14 protein-coding genes are annotated in these 17,428 nt (G+C 41.9%); 10 read left to right on the top strand and 4 right to left on the bottom strand.

Annotated elements, in window-relative coordinates; all coding sequences use genetic code 11:
* The first annotated feature begins 33 nt into the window (after positions 1-33).
* Entirely contained in the window at positions 34-1,134 is a 1,101-nt protein-coding gene (locus AWH49_RS06455) for a methionine biosynthesis PLP-dependent protein (RefSeq protein ID WP_063965021.1), read from the top strand.
* A 4-nt stretch (positions 1,135-1,138) separates the two neighbouring features.
* A complete protein-coding gene (metC, locus tag AWH49_RS06450) occupies positions 1,139-2,290 on the top strand; it encodes a cystathionine beta-lyase (protein ID WP_063965020.1) in 1,152 nt (383 codons plus the stop codon).
* Positions 2,291-2,332: 42 nt separating this feature from the next.
* Here the strand turns inward: metC and AWH49_RS06445 are convergent, their stop codons facing one another.
* Positions 2,333-2,584 (bottom strand): GlsB/YeaQ/YmgE family stress response membrane protein, encoded by a 252-nt coding sequence (locus tag AWH49_RS06445; RefSeq protein WP_034290182.1) that lies wholly within the window; start codon positions 2,582-2,584, stop codon positions 2,333-2,335.
* 382 nt (positions 2,585-2,966) lie between these two features.
* Between AWH49_RS06445 and AWH49_RS06440 the strand changes: the two genes are divergently transcribed.
* The 4 genes from AWH49_RS06440 to AWH49_RS06425 all read left to right on the top strand — a co-directional run bounded on the left by AWH49_RS06440 (position 2,967) and on the right by AWH49_RS06425 (position 10,264).
* On the top strand, positions 2,967-4,538 hold the full coding sequence (locus AWH49_RS06440; protein ID WP_063965019.1) for a peptide chain release factor 3: 1,572 nt from the start codon (positions 2,967-2,969) through the stop codon (positions 4,536-4,538).
* Between the two features lie 112 nt (positions 4,539-4,650).
* On the top strand, positions 4,651-6,036 hold the full coding sequence (gene nhaC, locus AWH49_RS06435) for a Na+/H+ antiporter NhaC (RefSeq protein WP_063965018.1): 1,386 nt from the start codon (positions 4,651-4,653) through the stop codon (positions 6,034-6,036).
* A gap of 109 nt (positions 6,037-6,145) precedes the next feature.
* Positions 6,146-9,229 (top strand): efflux RND transporter permease subunit, encoded by a 3,084-nt coding sequence (locus tag AWH49_RS06430; RefSeq protein ID WP_063965017.1) that lies wholly within the window; start codon positions 6,146-6,148, stop codon positions 9,227-9,229.
* 240 nt (positions 9,230-9,469) lie between these two features.
* Positions 9,470-10,264 carry a TerC family protein gene (locus tag AWH49_RS06425; RefSeq protein ID WP_063965016.1) on the top strand — a complete coding sequence of 265 codons (795 nt, stop codon included), beginning with the start codon at positions 9,470-9,472 and terminating at the stop codon, positions 10,262-10,264.
* A 45-nt stretch (positions 10,265-10,309) separates the two neighbouring features.
* Here AWH49_RS06425 and AWH49_RS06420 read toward each other — a convergent pair whose 3' ends face one another.
* On the bottom strand, positions 10,310-12,070 hold the full coding sequence (locus AWH49_RS06420) for a B12-binding domain-containing radical SAM protein (protein WP_063965015.1): 1,761 nt from the start codon (positions 12,068-12,070) through the stop codon (positions 10,310-10,312).
* 5 nt (positions 12,071-12,075) lie between these two features.
* The gene (locus AWH49_RS06415) at positions 12,076-13,068 is read right to left on the bottom strand and encodes an acyltransferase family protein (protein WP_063965014.1); all 993 of its coding nucleotides are present in this window, start codon (positions 13,066-13,068) and stop codon (positions 12,076-12,078) included.
* A gap of 222 nt (positions 13,069-13,290) precedes the next feature.
* Here AWH49_RS06415 and AWH49_RS06410 point away from each other — a divergent pair, with 222 nt between their 5' ends.
* The 3 genes from AWH49_RS06410 to AWH49_RS06400 all read left to right on the top strand — a co-directional run bounded on the left by AWH49_RS06410 (position 13,291) and on the right by AWH49_RS06400 (position 16,655).
* Positions 13,291-13,728: a MarR family winged helix-turn-helix transcriptional regulator gene (locus tag AWH49_RS06410; protein WP_018392183.1), complete on the top strand. Its 438-nt coding sequence runs from the start codon at positions 13,291-13,293 to the stop codon at positions 13,726-13,728.
* A gap of 65 nt (positions 13,729-13,793) precedes the next feature.
* Positions 13,794-14,408 (top strand): CPBP family intramembrane glutamic endopeptidase, encoded by a 615-nt coding sequence (locus AWH49_RS06405; RefSeq protein ID WP_063965013.1) that lies wholly within the window; start codon positions 13,794-13,796, stop codon positions 14,406-14,408.
* A gap of 117 nt (positions 14,409-14,525) precedes the next feature.
* Positions 14,526-16,655 (top strand): ATP-dependent Clp protease ATP-binding subunit, encoded by a 2,130-nt coding sequence (locus AWH49_RS06400; RefSeq protein WP_063965012.1) that lies wholly within the window; start codon positions 14,526-14,528, stop codon positions 16,653-16,655.
* Between the two features lie 65 nt (positions 16,656-16,720).
* Here the strand turns inward: AWH49_RS06400 and AWH49_RS06395 are convergent, their stop codons facing one another.
* Positions 16,721-16,936 (bottom strand): YkvS family protein, encoded by a 216-nt coding sequence (locus tag AWH49_RS06395; protein ID WP_094777147.1) that lies wholly within the window; start codon positions 16,934-16,936, stop codon positions 16,721-16,723.
* Between the two features lie 132 nt (positions 16,937-17,068).
* Between AWH49_RS06395 and AWH49_RS06390 the strand changes: the two genes are divergently transcribed.
* Positions 17,069-17,263 (top strand): hypothetical protein, encoded by a 195-nt coding sequence (locus AWH49_RS06390; protein WP_018392187.1) that lies wholly within the window; start codon positions 17,069-17,071, stop codon positions 17,261-17,263.
* The last annotated feature ends 165 nt before the right edge of the window (positions 17,264-17,428 follow it).

Raw genomic sequence — 17,428 nt, 5'->3', positions numbered from 1 at the left:
GGCTTGTTTTTTTTATGAAAAGGAGCGATAGTGATGACAAATATTGAAACGAAATTAGCGCAAATTGGCAACCGGACAAATAATCCAACAGGTACAATTAATCCGCCTGTTTATTTTTCTACAGCGTACCGTCACGAAGGAATCGGTATGTCAACGGGATACGATTATGTACGTACAGGCAATCCGACACGTGAAGTCGTTGAAAAAGCGATTGCAGACCTGGAAGGAGCGGATGCAGGTTTTGCTTTTTCATCTGGCATGGCAGCCATTCATACGCTGCTATCTTTATTTGAGCCAGGCGATGAATTTCTCGTTTCAGCTGATCTGTATGGCGGCACATACCGTCTGTTTGAAAAAGGATGGAAAAAGTTCGGCCTGGCATTTACATACGACAGCTTTGAGGATTTGACTAAAACGAAAAAGCACGTTTCAAATAAAACGAAAGCCATTTTCTTAGAAACACCAACGAATCCATTAATGAAGGAAACAGATATTGCTTCAGTTGCTTCTTTTGCAAAAGAACATAACTTAATTTTAATTGTTGATAATACGTTTTATACACCGGTGCTGCAGCGTCCGATCGAGCAAGGGGCTGACATCGTTCTCCATAGCGCGACGAAATATCTAGGCGGTCACAATGACGTACTTGCTGGACTTATCGCAGTAAAAGGAGAAGAGCTCTCGGCAAAAGTATTTGAATTTCAAAATGCGATTGGTGCGGTGCTGTCACCGTTTGATTCCTGGCTGCTTGCCCGCGGGATGAAAACGCTCAGCCTGCGTATGAAGCAGCACACGGAAAATGGGCAAAAAATCGCTGCGTTTTTAGAAACACACGATGATATTTTAGATGTGTTATATCCCGGACAAGGTGGGATGCTTTCGTTCCGTTTAAAATCGGAAGACTGGGTCAATACATTTTTGCGAAATATGAAGTTGATTTCATTTGCGGAAAGCCTTGGGGGCGTAGAAAGCTTCATTACGTATCCTGCGACGCAGACACATATGGATATTCCTGAAGATGTACGAATCGCAAATGGTATCTGTAATAAGCTTCTGCGTTTCTCAATCGGCATTGAGCACGTGGAAGATTTGATGGAGGATTTAACGCAAGCATTTGAAAAGATGAAAGGATGATTAGATGAGCGACTATACATTTCAAACAAAATTGCTTCATAACAGCCATAAATTTGATCCGCATACAGGGGCAGTTAGTGTACCGATTCAGCACGCATCAACCTTTCACCAATCCGATTTTGATTCATTTGGCCAGTACGATTACAGCCGGTCAGGAAATCCGACGCGTGAAACACTTGAAGCGGCGATTGCGGAACTAGAAGGAGGCGTGCGCGGATTTGCGTTTGCATCCGGGATGGCGGCGATTTCAACCGCGTTTCTTCTATTATCTAAAGGAGATCATGTCGTCGTAACAGAAGACGTATACGGCGGCACATTCCGCATGGTAACAGCGGTATTGACACGATTCGGTATTGAACATACATTCGTTGATATGACGGATCTCGATGCAGTTGCGAAAGCGATTCAGCCAAACACGAAAGTCATTTACATGGAAACACCGTCCAATCCTCTTTTAAAAGTGACCGACATTGAAGGGATCGTCAAACTTGCGAAAGCAAATGACTGTCTGACATTCCTTGATAACACGTTTTTAACGCCTGTATTGCAGCGTCCAATCGAATTCGGAGTCGACCTTGTTTTACACAGTGCAACGAAGTTCTTATCGGGCCATAGTGACGTGTTAGCAGGTCTTGCTGTCGCAAAGGATGAAAACATCGCATCAAAGGTTTATGCGCTTCAAAACTCATTTGGTGCCGTATTAGGAGTACAGGACTGCTGGCTCGTACTGCGTGGATTAAAAACATTGTCTGTCCGGCTAGAACAATCACAAAAAGGTGCGGCTGAAATAGCAAATTATTTAGCTTCGCATCCGCACGTGAAAAATGTGTATTATCCAGGTCTGGCTGCTCATCCAGGTCATTCTATACATTTCCGCCAGGCATCAGGGGGAGGCGCCGTTTTATCATTTGAACTTGAAAATGAAGACGCTGTTCGTCAGTTTAGCGCCAATGTAAAGATTCCGGTTTTTGCCGTAAGTCTTGGTGCGGTTGAATCAATCTTATCGTATCCGCCAAAAATGTCTCACGCCGCGATGCCGCTAGAAGAACGGAATAAACGTGGCATAACAGACGGTCTTCTTCGTTTGTCAGTAGGTCTTGAATCGCCGGATGATTTAATCCGTGACTTTGATCAAGCATTTCAAACATTAACATAAAAAAAGTGTCACCCGCCTGAGCGGAGTGACACTTTTTTGTGATTAGGCATGACGCATTCTTTTAAGGATGAAGCTTACGATAGCAACGAGAATAACCGCACCGATTAAAGCTGGAATAATCGCCATACCACCAATGTCTGGACCCAAATTGCCAAAGAGTGCGCCACCAATCCATGCGCCGATAATACCTGCAATGATATTGCCAATGATTCCACCCGGAATGTCTTTACCTAGAATAAGTCCTGCAAGCCAGCCAATGATTCCACCGACAATTAAGAACATAATAAAGCCCATGATTTTTTTCCTCCTAAAAATTTAAATTGTAATACTGTGTTGGTTTATGTATTCCCGCTATCTTAAATAAAAAACCAAAAAAGTCAATGAAAATATATTCTGAATATTTAAAAAATAAATGGCCAATTAATTATGATATCTATTCGTTGAAAAAAGAAAGTCGATTTCAAGAACGAACGATACATATGTCGAATAATTCCCATACATACGTCAACATGGCCACTCCTTAATTTTTAGTTACACAAAACATCTGTCTAGTTTATAATTAAATCCGTCGGCTATTGAACTGTTTGAAAAAGACGTAAAAATTAAAAACACTTACTATATATGTTATCTGAATTGACAGACTATAAATGTGTAAGAATGGAAAGGAAGAAAGAGTATGACATCATTTAAAGAAGACGTATTATCAAGACGGACATTTGCGATTATCTCTCATCCGGATGCCGGGAAAACGACTATGACCGAAAAGCTGCTTTTATTTGGAGGCGCAATTCGAGATGCGGGAACGGTGAAAGGAAAAAAGTCAGGGAAATTTGCGACATCTGACTGGATGGAAATTGAAAAGCAACGTGGTATTTCAGTTACATCATCTGTTATGCAGTTTGCATATAAAGATTTTAATGTCAATATTTTGGATACACCAGGGCATCAAGACTTCAGTGAAGATACGTACCGAACGCTTATGGCTGTAGATAGTGCGGTCATGATTGTCGATGCGGCGAAAGGAATTGAAGCACAGACATTAAAATTATTTAAAGTATGCCGTATGCGAGGTATTCCGATATTCACATTCATTAACAAGCTTGACCGTCAGGGGAAAATGCCGCTTGAACTGTTAGAAGAATTAGAAGAAGTCCTCGGCATTCAGTCGTATCCAATGAACTGGCCGATCGGGATGGGAAAAGAATTTTTCGGCATTTATGACCGCTATAACAAACGGGTCGAACAGTTCCGGACAGAAGAGGCCGATCGTTTTTTATCGCTTGATGAAGAGGGACATATTGCCGCAGATCATCCGATTAAACAAACATCTCATTATATAGAAGCAATGGACGATATTATGTTGCTTAATGAAGCAGGAAATGATTTTTCACGGGGGAAAATTGATTCCGGTGAATTGTCACCCGTATTTTTCGGCAGCGCCTTGACAAACTTTGGCGTGCAGACATTTTTAGAAACGTATTTGCAATTTGCGCCGGCGCCACAGCCGCGTACAGCCGACATCGGTGAAATTGATCCGTTAAATGAACAATTTTCGGGCTTTATTTTTAAAATACAGGCAAATATGAATCCAGCTCATCGTGACCGGATTGCCTTTTTACGTATTTGCTCAGGCAAATTTGAGCGTGGGATGGCTGTGACACTTGCACGGACGGGAAAAACGACGAAAGTATCCCAGTCCACACAATTTCTTGCGGATGACCGGAGTACGGTCAATGAAGCGGTAAGTGGCGACATCATTGGGTTGTATGACACAGGTAATTATCAGATTGGTGATACGATCACTAGTGGTAAACCGATTTTTCAATATGAAAAATTGCCTCAGTTTACACCGGAATTGTTCGTGAAAGTAGCCGCTAAAAATGTGATGAAACAAAAAAGTTTCCATAAGGGAATCGATCAGCTCGTTCAAGAAGGTGCCATACAATTATACAAAACGGTTCGTACAGAAGAATACATTCTCGGTGCGGTCGGCCAGCTTCAGTTTGAAGTGTTCGAACACCGCATGCTAGGTGAATACAATTCGGCAGTACGGATGGAATCAATCGGATCGAAAATTGCGCGCTGGATAGAAAATGAAGAAGACATTAAAGATTCCATGTCATCATCGAGAAGCACGCTCGTTCGAGATCGTGCAGGCAAACTCGTCTTTTTATTCGAAAATGATTTTGCGCTGCGCTGGTTCCAGGATAAACATGAAAATATTCGTTTGTACAACTTAATGGGATAAATGGAACAAGGTAGCCTCTCTTGCTCATAGAGGGGCTTTTCTATGTTGACGGGTGATTTTTATTTCGCAATAATAAGACGTGTAAAATGTGTAAGGAATCAGGGGTGTTGAAATGTTTAACATAAAGCAGGTGTATCAACCCGCTTTTTTTGAAGCAATGAGCTTAATTTTTATGATTGTGGCCATTATAAGTACAATGATTATTTTTGCGGGAACAGTACCGCACATACCGGTCATTGTGGCGATTTTCGTTCTGATTCTGTTTGGCCTTATGAAGCGCGTTCCATACGTCTCTCTTGAAAAAGGACTGGTAGACGGAGCGAAATCAGGAATTTCAGCCGTGTTTATTTTTTTCATGATCGGGCTGTTAATTAGTGCATGGCTGCTGTCAGGAACGATTCCCGCACTAATGGACACCGCTTTTTTCTTTGTATCGCCCGGCTTTTTTTACGGTGCTGTGTTTTTAACTGCCTCATTAATCGGATTGTTTATTGGCAGTTCATTAACGACAGTGGCGACAATTGGCGTTGCGCTTGTCGGGGTGGCATCTGCGATGGATGCGTCAGCCGCTATTACAGCAGGCGCAGTAGTGTCCGGTGCTTTTTTTGGTGATAAAATGTCGCCTTTATCAGACACAACCAATTTAGCCGCATCGATCGCTGGTGTGGATTTGTTCGTTCATATTCAAAATATGGCATGGACGACAGTGCCGGCCTTTATCCTATCACTTGTCGGATTTGCGGTTTTGTCTCCCGATCTTGATGGTAGCTCATTTCAAGATGTTCAGCGGATGAGAGACACTATTCAAGAGATGGGCTTTATTCACTGGTATTCTTGGTTGCCGGCTCTACTGCTTGTTATCCTTTCAGTTAGAAGAACGCCCCCGCTCTTAACGCTGGCAGCCAGTACAGCGTTTGCCACAGCGTTTTCTTTTCTTCATTCGGGAAAATCAATCGCAGACACAGCGGCCGTTTTATTTGCCGGCTTTGTGTCCGACACAGGGAATGCTGAAGTGGATGCATTGCTGTCACGGGGAGGAATCGATAGCATGATGTTCACAGTGTCGCTTATATTGCTGTCATTAAGTCTTGGTGGTTTGCTTTTTACACTTGGCGTTATTCCGTGTCTATTTGAACGAATTGAGAGAAAACTAACAACGGCAGGGCATTCGATTGCTGCGACAGCTGCTTCCGCAATAGGGATCAACGTCGTAATCGGTGAGCAATATTTATCCATATTACTTGCAGGTGAAGCGTTTAGCCGCCATTTTGAAAAATTGGGACTGGTAAAAAAGAATTTATCAAGGACACTTGAAGATGCAGGAACCGTTGTGAATCCGCTTGTTCCATGGAGCGTATGCGGTGTCTTTATTGCGGATGTGCTCGGTGTTCCGGTGACGGACTATTTCTTTTTCGCATTCTTTTGTTTAGCCAGTCCCCTGTTGACGATTTTGTATGGATACACGGGCTGGACGATCACGAAAGAAAACCGATCTTAACGTTAAGGTCGGTTTTTTTGTGGAACCGAATCCGTTTGAATTTGTTAACTCGAGGAAATATTAGGTATAGTGAAAAGACAGCAGTGCAAATCGCAGAGGGGGAGAAAGATTGAAAATCAGTAAATTCTCCATTGATCGGCCGGTTTTTACGACGGTCTTAATGTTTTTAGTGATCATTCTTGGCATCGTGTCGTTGATGCGTATTCCATTGAAACTCATTCCGGATTTGAATCCGCCCATTGCGGTTGTCGTGACAACGTATGACGGAGCAGGGCCGGAAGAAGTGTCCGAAAAAATTACGAAGCCGCTGGAAGCCAGTTTATCGACGCTTCCAGGAATTGATACGATTACATCGACATCACAGGAAGGCTCCAACTTCATTTTGCTTGAGTTTTCATGGAGCACAAACATTGATGAAGTTCAAAATGATGTCCTGCAACGGATCGGTCAGACGCCAATGCCAACGGGCGCCGGCGAGCCGCAGTTTTTGAAATTTGATCCGTCCCAGTTTCCGATTATTCAGCTGTCATTGCAATCAGATGGAGAGGTTGATCTTGAGCAGTTGTCCAAAACATTACAGACTGATTTATCGTCAGTAGAAGGAGTGGCTAACGTATCGGTAACAGGTGTTACAGCTGATGAAGTCATCGTTGAACTCGATGAAGAGAAGCTTGAGGAATACGGGATCGGTCAGTCGGATGTTGTTCAATTGATTCAAGCCAACAACATTTCATTGCCGGGCAACACGGTCGAATCAGAAGAGAAAACGTTAACGACACGCATTATGAGTCAGTTAACGACAGCGGCTGACATTGAAAACTTAACGATTTCCGTTAACCCTTTAAATGGAGAAGAAGTCAAGATTTCCGATATCGCGACGGTAGAATTGAAGCCGCTGAACGAAGACACGGTAACGCGTGCGAATGAGAAACCAGCCATTTTACTAAGTGTTCTACAGGAATCAGACGCGAATACAGCGGATGTGTCAGAAGAATTTCAAGAAAAGTTAGATGAGTTGTTATTAAGAGATCAATATGAGGGTGTGCAGGCCGATATTTTATTTGACCAGGGGGATTACATTCGTCTCGCGATCGGCAACATTGCCAACTCGCTTATTGTCGGAGGCGCGCTTGCGATGGCGATCTTGTTTTTCTTTTTGCGCAACATTAAAAGTCCGCTTATTATTGGTGTCGCGATTCCATACTCGGTCATTATGACATTTGTGCTCATGTATTTTGCTGGATTTAATTTAAATATTATGACGCTCGGTGCACTTGCACTCGGAATCGGGATGCTTGTCGATAATGCCATTGTCGTCATCGAAAACATATATCGGCACCTGTCAATGGGAAAAAATCCGAAGAAAGCAGCCTATGACGGGGCGAAAGAAGTAGGCACGGCCATTACGGCGTCAACGCTTACGACAGTTGCCGTCTTTTTACCGGTCGTCTTTATTTCAGGTATTCTCGGGCAAATCTTTAAGGAATTTGCGCTGACGATTTCATTCAGTTTACTGGCGTCACTCGTTGTCGCATTAACGGTGGTTCCGATGATGGCGAGCCGCTATTTAACTGCAATGCCTGAAAATGTCGAAATAAAACGGCAAAAATCACGTCGCCTCGTCCTGTTTGAAAAGGCGGTCAGATGGTCGCTAGCTCACCGTTTTGCGGTACTTAGCATGGCACTTGTGCTGCTGCTTGGCGGTATTTATAGCTTAACGAAAGTCGGTACACAATTTTTACCGCCGACGGATGAAGGCTTTGTCACAGTCCGTGTTGAAACCGAACACGGTACATCGCTTGAAGAAACAGATAAAGCGGTAAAGGCGGTAGAAGACGTGCTGGCGAAAGAAAAAGATACGCAAGTGTATGTCAGTTTAATCGGTTCTACGCAGGAAGATTCGTTCCGTGGCACAGGCAAAGAGAACGAAGCGGAAATGTATGTGAAAATGACGGAAGAGCGCAGTCGCTCGATTTTTGAGTTTGTGGATGATGTGAAACCAGCAGCTGAAAAAGCGGCACGTTCAGTTAATGAAACAGCAGAGGTCACATTCAGTCTGCAATCGGCATCGGGTACTGCGCCGCAAACATTAACATTTAATGTCCGCGATGCGAATAAAGATCGTCTAGATGAAACAGTAGCCGATATTGAATCGGCGATGATGGGTATTAATGGTGTAACTGAAGTGCAAACGAATCGCGATAAAACGGTGAAAGAGATTCAAATGACAGTGAACCGCTCCGAAGCACAGGCAGCCGGATTCGTACCGGCGCAAGTCGCACAAATCGTCAATGATGCAACGCGTGGTGTTTTTGCGACGCAAATCATTGAAGAAGAATCATCGAATGTGAAGACCGTCTATGTTCGATATGATGAAGATGTGATAGAAAATCTGAATGGGCTGAGCAGTATGCTTGTCAAAACGCCATCGGGGACTTTCGTTTCGCTTGAAGAGATAGCGGATATTGAAATAAAAGACGGTCCTGTGAATGTACGGCGAATTGGTGGACAGGATGCCGTACAATTTACGTTACAGTACGCAGCAACAACGAATCTTGGGGATGTGTCATCGAAAGTAGATGAGGCAATCGCAGATTTGAACTTGTCTGATGAAACAGAGCTCTCCTATAGTGGAGATCAAGAGCTTTTGAATAAATCAAAAGATGATATGATCATGGCAATGATTCTCGCTGTCGTACTTATTTATATCGTAATGGCTGCGCAATATGAATCATTTAAATATCCGTTCGTTATTATGTTTACCGTACCGCTCATGATTATTGGCGTTGCACTTTCACTTATTGTCACGCAGCTGCCGCTTAGTATTCCCGCTGTGATTGGTGTGTTAATTCTCATTGGGATCGTCGTCAATAATGCAATTGTCATCGTTGATTACATTTTACAGCGAAAGCGGGAAGGTTACTCAGGAACAGATGCCATTGTTCAGTCGGTGAAGGACCGTGTCCGGCCGATTTTAATGACCGCGCTGACGACTATTTTAGGACTTGTACCGCTCGCATCCGGCATCGGTGAGGGAACGGAAATCAATCAGCCGATAGGCATTGTCGTCATTGGTGGTTTACTATCAAGTACTTTTTTAACGCTATTTGTTATTCCGGTCGTGTTCAGTTTCTTTGATCGACCAATGCTGAGAAAAAAAGGTTTACACGTGGAAGATAAATTGATACAATAAAAAAGTAATATAATTGAATTTTCTTTTGACGTAAGTCGAAGGGGAGTAGCGTTAGGTGTAAACCTAAAACAAAGTCGTCAATTCGTGGATAGTATTTCACCGGCTTTGTTGGCATGAAGACGAGACATGCTCAGCGAGACCTTTGCCTAATAAAAGGCAAAGGTCTCGCTTTTTGTGTTCTTTGATGCACGTTCTTGTTTCAGTTTAAATGGGTACGTGATTACCGGAAGGAGAGGGAAAATGGATACAGTATTATTACTTGAATACGCCTGGGTACTCGGTGTCCTCATTGTTCTTGAGGGGATTTTAGCTGCTGATAATGCGATCGTTATGGCCGTGATGGTGAAGCATTTACCGAAAGTACAACAGAAAAAAGCATTGTTTTACGGATTATTGGGGGCATTGGTGTTCCGTCTTGGTGCCTTGTTCCTCATTTCATTTCTCGTCAAAGTGTGGCAAGTACAGGCCATTGGTGCACTTTACTTGTTCTTCATCTGTTTTAACCACTTGTATAAAAAGTGGAAAGAAAAAGGCGAAGATGAAGGTATTGAAGGTCATGGAATCGAAAAAGAAAGCAAAGGTTCTTCTTTCTGGATGACGGTCTTGAAAGTTGAAGTTGCGGACATCGCTTTTGCGATTGACTCAATGCTTGCAGCGGTTGCACTCGCTGTTACACTTCCTGAAACAGGATGGGGGCACATTGGCGGTATTGATTCAGGTCAATTCCTTGTTATGTTTGCCGGTGGTTTCATTGGTGTTGTCATTATGCGTTTTGCGGCAACATGGTTTGTCCAGTTGCTTCAGAAATATCCGACACTTGAAACAACAGCGTTTTTGATTGTTGGCTGGGTAGGAGTAAAGCTTGCCGTCTTTACACTCTCGCATCCTTCACTTGCCGTACTCGATGAGCATTTCCCGGAATCAACACCGTGGAAAACGGTCTTTTGGGTTGTCTTAATCGTTCTCGCGGTGGGTGGTTACTTAGTCGCCCGTAGTAAAGGCTCGCAAAAGGGTATTGAAGAAACAAATATATAATGAAAAAGCAGTGAATCCAATTCGGGTTCACTGCTTTTTTGTTCTTCATGCTTTCTGTTGCGAAAGAGGCAAATCTGCTTCTTTTAAGAAAAACAGTCTGGATCCGCTGCCAGAAGGATCAAACCAGGCAACCATATAGCCAGCCATTTCAACCCATTGTCGATCTTGCTTCATCATCGTTACGGGCTCAATCATAGTATGTTTATACAAATCTTTTTCAGGAAGGCGGAGTGCTTCAAATTCAATTCCGGCGATGGAAGGCTGTTCAATCATCGAACGATATACAGTCGAGCGAGCCGCTTTATCAAGACGGTCATCCCACCACGGCTTCCGCGGCTTATAGCGTTGGTTGTTCAAATAATCATATTTCATTATACTTTCAACTTGTGCTGCTTTTTCCGGATAGGCGGCCTGCAAAAAAGAAGAGAGACGATTAAATAAATCTTCCAGCTGATGGCCAATTCTTCCCCAGCCTTGCATTTCCCAGTGCGCACCAAAGTCTTGGAAAAAGTCGAACGGTGTCTTGACTAAGTGATCCATAATAAATTCAATTGTTTCATCGGTTCGATGATCGTTCCAATATTTTTCCAACACATCTTCTGTCTGTTTAATACGAATAACATCATCAAACGGCAATACTCGGTTCGACAGCATTTCATAAGGCGACTGATCCATGTATTCATAGCCGTATTGATTTGCACTTAAACGTAGACCCGTTCCGCGCAGCAGTTTCAAAAAGCCGAGCTGCATTTCTTCGGGACGAAGCGCAAATACATCGTTAAATGTGTTACGGAATGAATCATAATCTTCTTCGGGCAGTCCAGCAATTAAATCGAGATGCTGGTCGATTTTCCCGCCATCTTTGACCATCGTAACCGTACGGACAAGTTTTTCCCAGTTTTGTTTCCGCATGACGAGTTCATTGACATCATCATTTGTTGACTGGACGCCAATTTCAAAACGGAAAAGTCCGGCAGGTGCATGCTCATTTAAAAAATTGATGACTTCTGGACGCATAATATCACCGGTAATTTCAAATTGAAAAACAGTACCTGGCACATGTTCATCAATTAAAAATTGAAACATTTCCATCGCATAGCTGCGGCTAATATTAAAGGTACGGTCCACAAATTTAATCGTCTTGGCCCCATTTTTCATCAAAAAGCGAATATCTTCTTTCACTTTATCACGGTCAAAATACCGGACGCCCGTTTCGATGGAAGAGAGACAAAATTGACAGCGGAACGGACAGCCACGGCTCGTTTCGATGTATGTAATTCGTTTAGAAAGAAACGGAAGATCCTCTTCAAAATGAAACGGAGACGGGAGCTTGCGCAAATCAATTTTATTCGTTTGCGGTTGAATATGATGTTTTCCGTCCTTTTTATAACCGATTCCAGCAACTTTCGAAAAATCACGGCTGCCTGAAAGTTCGTCTAAAAGGGTTCGGAATGTTTCTTCGCCTTCACCGATGGCGATAAAATCGACATCAGTTAAACGATCAAGCCAATACGGCACGTCATACGTGACTTCAGGACCACCGAATATAATGGTACAGTCAGGCAATACTTTTTTAATCATGCTCGCCACACGAATCGTCTCTTCAATGTTCCAGATGTAGCAGCTGAAGCCGATTACATCAGGTTTTTTGCTGTATAAATCCGTCACGATATTCATTGCGGGGTCTTTAATCGTATATTCCGCGATATGAATGTTATAGGCATCTTCACAATACGATTTTAAATAACGGATGGCGAGGTTCGTATGGATGTATTTTGCATTTAATGTACATACGGTAATGTTCAAGTTTTTCAATCTCCTTTTTTAATTAAAAAGCCAGGCCGCTTTTGTTCGAGAAATGGCCGGAACAAAGCAGCAGCGAGCGGCGATGACAAAAGAAGTGTCAGTGCCGCTGCTGTTAAAAATAAAACAAATAGGGAAGGCGGCCGTTCAAGTGTATTCAAATGTCTTGACGTTTGGATGAAAAATCCATGCAGTAAGTATACATAAAGTGTATTTTGCCCCCATGTTGTAAAGAAAAACGACTTATGTGTCACAATAGATAAAATAAACGCAATCATGATCACATTGAGGATATAAACAAGAGAACGCCATGCAACACCGGACAGAGAATTTGCTCCAAGGTCGTCATATGATCCCGAGCCAAACAGCCACTCAATTTGAATACTTGTGTTTTTATAAAAAAATAAAAACAAGATGGCTGCTATCAAAAGAAGAACAATCCGTGCACGTGTCGTAAAAAGTGGCGCAAACCATTCTCTTTTTGTATAATAACCAATTAAAAAGAATGGAAAAAAGACAAATGTGCGGCCGATGCTGAGCACATGAAGTGATTCGGGAACCATACCAATTAAAAGCCCCAGCCCTATAGCAAGTACGATAGCGAGAGAGGGTTTCACCCACTTTACCGTAATCCGCAACAATATATTCCAGAAAAATAAGCTTAGTAAAAACCAGAGCGACCATTCTGGAATAAGCAGACTGATGGATAACGTTTCTTCGTGCTCAATCCAGAAGTAAAAGGCCGAATAAATAACATGAAAAATAAGTAGTGGAATGAGTAGTTTGCGGGTAACTTTTTTTATATAGCCTGGGCGCATAATTCCTTTCGCAAAATATCCAGACACAAAAATAAAAGCGGGCATATGAAATAAATAAATGCTCATATACAATGCGTAAATAAGCGGGCTTTCATCAATATAAGGCCGGAGCAAATGACCGAAAACAACAAAGAAAATGAGTACAAACCGGACATTATCAAAATAATAATCACGTTTTTTCATAAGTAATAATCACCTGTATGATAGGATAGACATATGACGTTATTATACACGACAGTATAGCAGAAATTTGATCAATTCTTGTAAAAACATAAAATTAAGCTTTAAACCCTTTTAAAATAGGTGAAAAATGTGTAACGTATAGTAAAGTGAAACTTCATTTAATGGGTCTTATTGCTCGTTAATGAGTGATCAAAAAGATGAATAGACAGGCAGGGATTATAAATGGAAGACAGTAAAAAATCATTAAAGTTATTTATCGTGCTTTCACGAGCTTATAAAGTAGTAAACGAACAGGTGAATCGTTATATACAGCAAACCGGACTTAATCCGACAGAGTTTGCCGTATTGGAACTGTTATACCATAAAGGACCACAGCCGCTTCAGCAAATTGGCGGGAAAATATTGCTCGCAAGCGGAAGCATTACGTATGTTGTGGATAAATTAGAAAAAAAACAGCTGCTTAGACGAGTTGCCTGTCCGGAAGATCGTCGCATTACTCATGCAGCGATTACGCAGGATGGCATCGAATTAATTGAGGGTGTCTTTCCGGAGCATGAACAAAATATTCATGACTTGATCAGCGTTCTGTCGGAAGAAGAGGTAGATTCTGCTACAAAAATATTACGAAAGCTTGGGCTGTCAGTGAAAGATTTGTCGTAATCTATTTGGTACATTCTGATTTGGTATGGTAAAATGACGGCGGCAGTAACGAAAGGGGGCTCTAGATGCGAATCGGCTTTGTGAAAGACTGGCGACTTATTGCTAGTATTGCGGCTGCACATGTACTATTATTTGTGACGTTTTCAGATCAAGACATATTCTGGTATATTTATACAGCTGCTAATTTATTTTTTATGAGCATTTCGATTATTAGTGGACCGATTGACGATCAACAAAAAACAAACAGCTTTATGATGTACGGACTATTATCAGGTGCTATTCTTTATGCGTTATTTGCGGTAGGGTTTTGGGTGATGAGTGTGCTACCATTGTCCGTGTCGACGCATGTGTCAGCGATTTATGCACAATTTACTCCGCAGTTTGTCTGGCATTACATCGTTCTCGTCCTCATTTTCATTCCAGGAGAAGAGCTGTTTTGGCGCGGGTTTGTTCAAAAACGATTAAGTTATTATATGAATGAGTGGGCATCAGCTTTTATTGCATCAGCTTTATTTGGATCTGTCTTTCTTTATTCAGGTCAGTGGATCTGGGTGATAGCAGCCTTTTGTGCAGGTTTTTTCTGGGGAGGGCTATACATATGGAAAAAAAGTATTCCAATGCTCATTATATCTCATCTTATTTTTGATTTATTACTCATTGTTTTTTTACCACTTGGCTAAAGTGTCCGATTTAGGACGCTTTTTTTTTTGAGCAAAAAGCTTGAAAGTCAAAGAAGGTCAAAGTATACTAATAATTAATCAAAGATAGTCAAAGTCAAACAAAAGGGGATGACAGGGATGAAATGCCAAAAGTGTCAGCAAAACGAAGTAAATGTGCAAATGAGTGTCCGTGTCAACGGACGCTCAAATCAATATTATTTATGCAATAGTTGTTATAAAGAAGAAAAAAAGGCTATTGGAGGAATGAATATGAAATTTCAATCATTCGGTTTTCCATTTGATGAATTTATGAACAATGGGAATGTGCCAAAACAGCAGATGAATCAGCCACAAACGCCGCCAGCGGGTCATGGAGGAGGAGGGTTGCTGGACGAATCCGGTCGCAATCTTTCAGAAATGGCAAGAGCGGGCCTCATTGATCCACTTATTGGACGTGATAAAGAAGTGGCGCGTGTCATTGAAATTTTAAATAGACGAAATAAAAATAATCCTGTATTAATCGGTGAACCGGGTGTCGGGAAAACAGCCATTGCAGAAGGATTGGCGATTCTTATTGCAGAAGGACGTGTACCAGTGAAACTGCAATCGAAAGAAGTATATGTGCTTGATGTCGCTTCGCTCGTTGCTGGAACAGGTATCCGTGGTCAGTTTGAAGAGCGAATGAAGCAATTGATTGCAGAATTGCAGCAACGTAAAAATGTGTTGCTGTTCATTGATGAAATTCATCAAATCGTCGGCGCAGGATCAGTAGAAGGTTTTATGGACGCCGGGAATATTTTGAAACCAGCATTAGCGCGGGGTGAGCTGCAAATAATTGGTGCAACTACATTGAAAGAATACCGTCGAATTGAAAAGGATGCGGCGCTTGAAAGGCGTTTTCAGCCGGTACAGGTGACAGAACCGAATGTAGAAGAAACAGTTCAGATTTTAAAAGGACTTCAAAAGTACTATGAAGATTTCCATCGTGTTACTTATACGGATGAAGCCATTCATGCATGTGCTTCTCTTTCACATCGCTATATTCAGGACCGCTTTTTACCAGACAAAGCAATTGATCTGCTCGATGAAGCAGGATCAAAACTGAATTTGACGATTGATGAAACGGATAACCAAACGATTCAAGAGCAATTGACGGCGCTTGCCAAAAGAAAAGACGCTGCATTGCAAAAAGAAGCATATGAAGAAGCAGCGACACTTCGTGATGAAGAAGCCGTGCTTGAAGCAAAGCTTGCACAAGGAGAATCAGCACATGAGGCACCGAACATAACGGCGGAACAGATTCAGTCGTTAATTGAGCGTAAAACAGGTATTCCAGTCGGGAAATTCCAGCAGGATGAACAACAGAAGATGAAGCACATTGAAGAAAATCTTGCTGGAAAAGTTATTGGACAGGATGAAGCTGTGAAAAAAGTGGCAAAAGCTGTTCGACGCAGCCGGGCAGGGCTAAAAGCAAAAAGCCGTCCAATTGGTTCCTTTTTATTTGTTGGTCCAACAGGTGTCGGGAAAACAGAGTTGACGAAAACATTGGCTGAAGAACTTTTCGGCTCCAAAGAATCGCTCATTCGTCTTGATATGAGTGAATTTATGGAGAAGCATAGTGTATCAAAATTGATAGGCTCACCCCCAGGTTATGTCGGTTTTGAAGAAGCAGGGCAGCTGACAGAAAAGGTACGCCGTAATCCGTACAGCATTATTTTATTGGATGAAATTGAAAAAGCGCATCCTGATGTACAGCACATATTCCTGCAAATTATGGAAGATGGACGTTTGACAGACAGCCAAGGACGCACGGTGAGTTTTAAAGAATCCGTCATTATTATGACGAGTAACGCAGGAGTGGGCAAGAAGAACGTAACAGTCGGATTTGAAAAAGCGCAGACCGAGAGTGCAGCTTCTGTTCTTGAATCTCTCTCAGACTACTTTAAACCTGAATTTTTAAACCGATTTGATTCGATCATTGAGTTTCAGGCACTTGAAAAAGATGATTTGAAGAAAATCGTGGAATTAATGCTTGATGAAGTAAACGGTATGCTTCATGAACAAAATATGACAATCGATGTAACGGATGAAGTGAAAGAGAAAACAGTAGAGCTCGGATATAGCCCTCAATTCGGTGCAAGGCCACTTCGCCGCGTCATTCAAGAACAAATTGAAGACGGCATCGCTGATTTTATTTATGATCATCCGGAAACAACAAAATTAAAAGCTGTACTGCAGGAAGACAGCATCGTCATTGTATCAGCATAAAGTGAAACGACCATTTTAATCGATGATAAATAAAAAAAGAGCGGAATAGCAATCCGCTCTTTTTTTCATGCATGGAGAATGATATAATTTTTATGATTGACGACTGTTTTTTCTTCCACTTCTAGGTCATCGAAATTTTCCATGATTGTTAAATCAACGATTACAGAGTTTTCATTTACTTTTTCGACGATCCCGCGAAGACCGTCTTTAAATTCAATAATGTTGCCGACTTCTGCTTTAGTCATCCTAATACGCTCCTTTTCGACAATTGACGATACCATATTCTCACGTAATCTCCTATAATCAGTAGATAAGGTATTAAAGTAAAGTTTGCCTTATTTTTTGAAAATAGTAAAGAGATTTACACTGTGTTATTACAATTTTTTGACTATTTTGATGAGGGGGGTGGGTGCTTGACGATTGATGAAATTGAAAATGATATAACGTTCCTTAGAAATGGAAAATTAAAACGCATACGCATTCAAAAGGAAGACTTTTTAACGTTCCGTTCTGAATTAATAAAACAGCCGGATTTCAAGCAATTCCGAGGAATTGCCCAACATGGCGGACATATAGACTATGAATATACAGAGATACCTCGAAGTTAGAGGAGTGACCGCCTTTGTTTACTAAAAAAACGGTCATTAGCGTGAACAAGTGGATGTTCTCATTAATAGTGGAGAAGTCTCTTTTTTTATGTCCCTCCGGGACATAAAAAGAAATGCTGGGACAAGATGGTAACCGATAGTGCCGCAAAGGTCTTTGTCTGTTCG

Source organism: Domibacillus aminovorans (assembly GCF_001643235.1).
Classification (GTDB): Bacteria; Bacillota; Bacilli; order Bacillales; family Domibacillaceae; genus Domibacillus; species Domibacillus aminovorans.
The sequence above is the reverse complement of the archived record's forward strand: the minus strand, read 5'-3'. Positions and strand labels throughout refer to the sequence as shown.

What these genes read in the sequence shown, in the direction of transcription:
- AWH49_RS06455 (WP_063965021.1), top strand. Translation starts at nt 34, where the DNA reads ATGACAAATATTGAAACGAAATTAGCGCAAATTGGCAACCGGACAAAT.
- metC (WP_063965020.1), top strand. Translation starts at nt 1,139, where the DNA reads ATGAGCGACTATACATTTCAAACAAAATTGCTTCATAACAGCCATAAA.
- AWH49_RS06445 (WP_034290182.1), bottom strand. Translation starts at nt 2,584, where the DNA reads ATGGGCTTTATTATGTTCTTAATTGTCGGTGGAATCATTGGCTGGCTT.
- AWH49_RS06440 (WP_063965019.1), top strand. Translation starts at nt 2,967, where the DNA reads ATGACATCATTTAAAGAAGACGTATTATCAAGACGGACATTTGCGATT.
- nhaC (WP_063965018.1), top strand. Translation starts at nt 4,651, where the DNA reads ATGTTTAACATAAAGCAGGTGTATCAACCCGCTTTTTTTGAAGCAATG.
- AWH49_RS06425 (WP_063965016.1), top strand. Translation starts at nt 9,470, where the DNA reads ATGGATACAGTATTATTACTTGAATACGCCTGGGTACTCGGTGTCCTC.
- AWH49_RS06415 (WP_063965014.1), bottom strand. Translation starts at nt 13,068, where the DNA reads ATGAAAAAACGTGATTATTATTTTGATAATGTCCGGTTTGTACTCATT.
- AWH49_RS06410 (WP_018392183.1), top strand. Translation starts at nt 13,291, where the DNA reads ATGGAAGACAGTAAAAAATCATTAAAGTTATTTATCGTGCTTTCACGA.
- AWH49_RS06405 (WP_063965013.1), top strand. Translation starts at nt 13,794, where the DNA reads ATGCGAATCGGCTTTGTGAAAGACTGGCGACTTATTGCTAGTATTGCG.
- AWH49_RS06400 (WP_063965012.1), top strand. Translation starts at nt 14,526, where the DNA reads ATGAAATGCCAAAAGTGTCAGCAAAACGAAGTAAATGTGCAAATGAGT.
- AWH49_RS06395 (WP_094777147.1), bottom strand. Translation starts at nt 16,936, where the DNA reads ATGGTATCGTCAATTGTCGAAAAGGAGCGTATTAGGATGACTAAAGCA.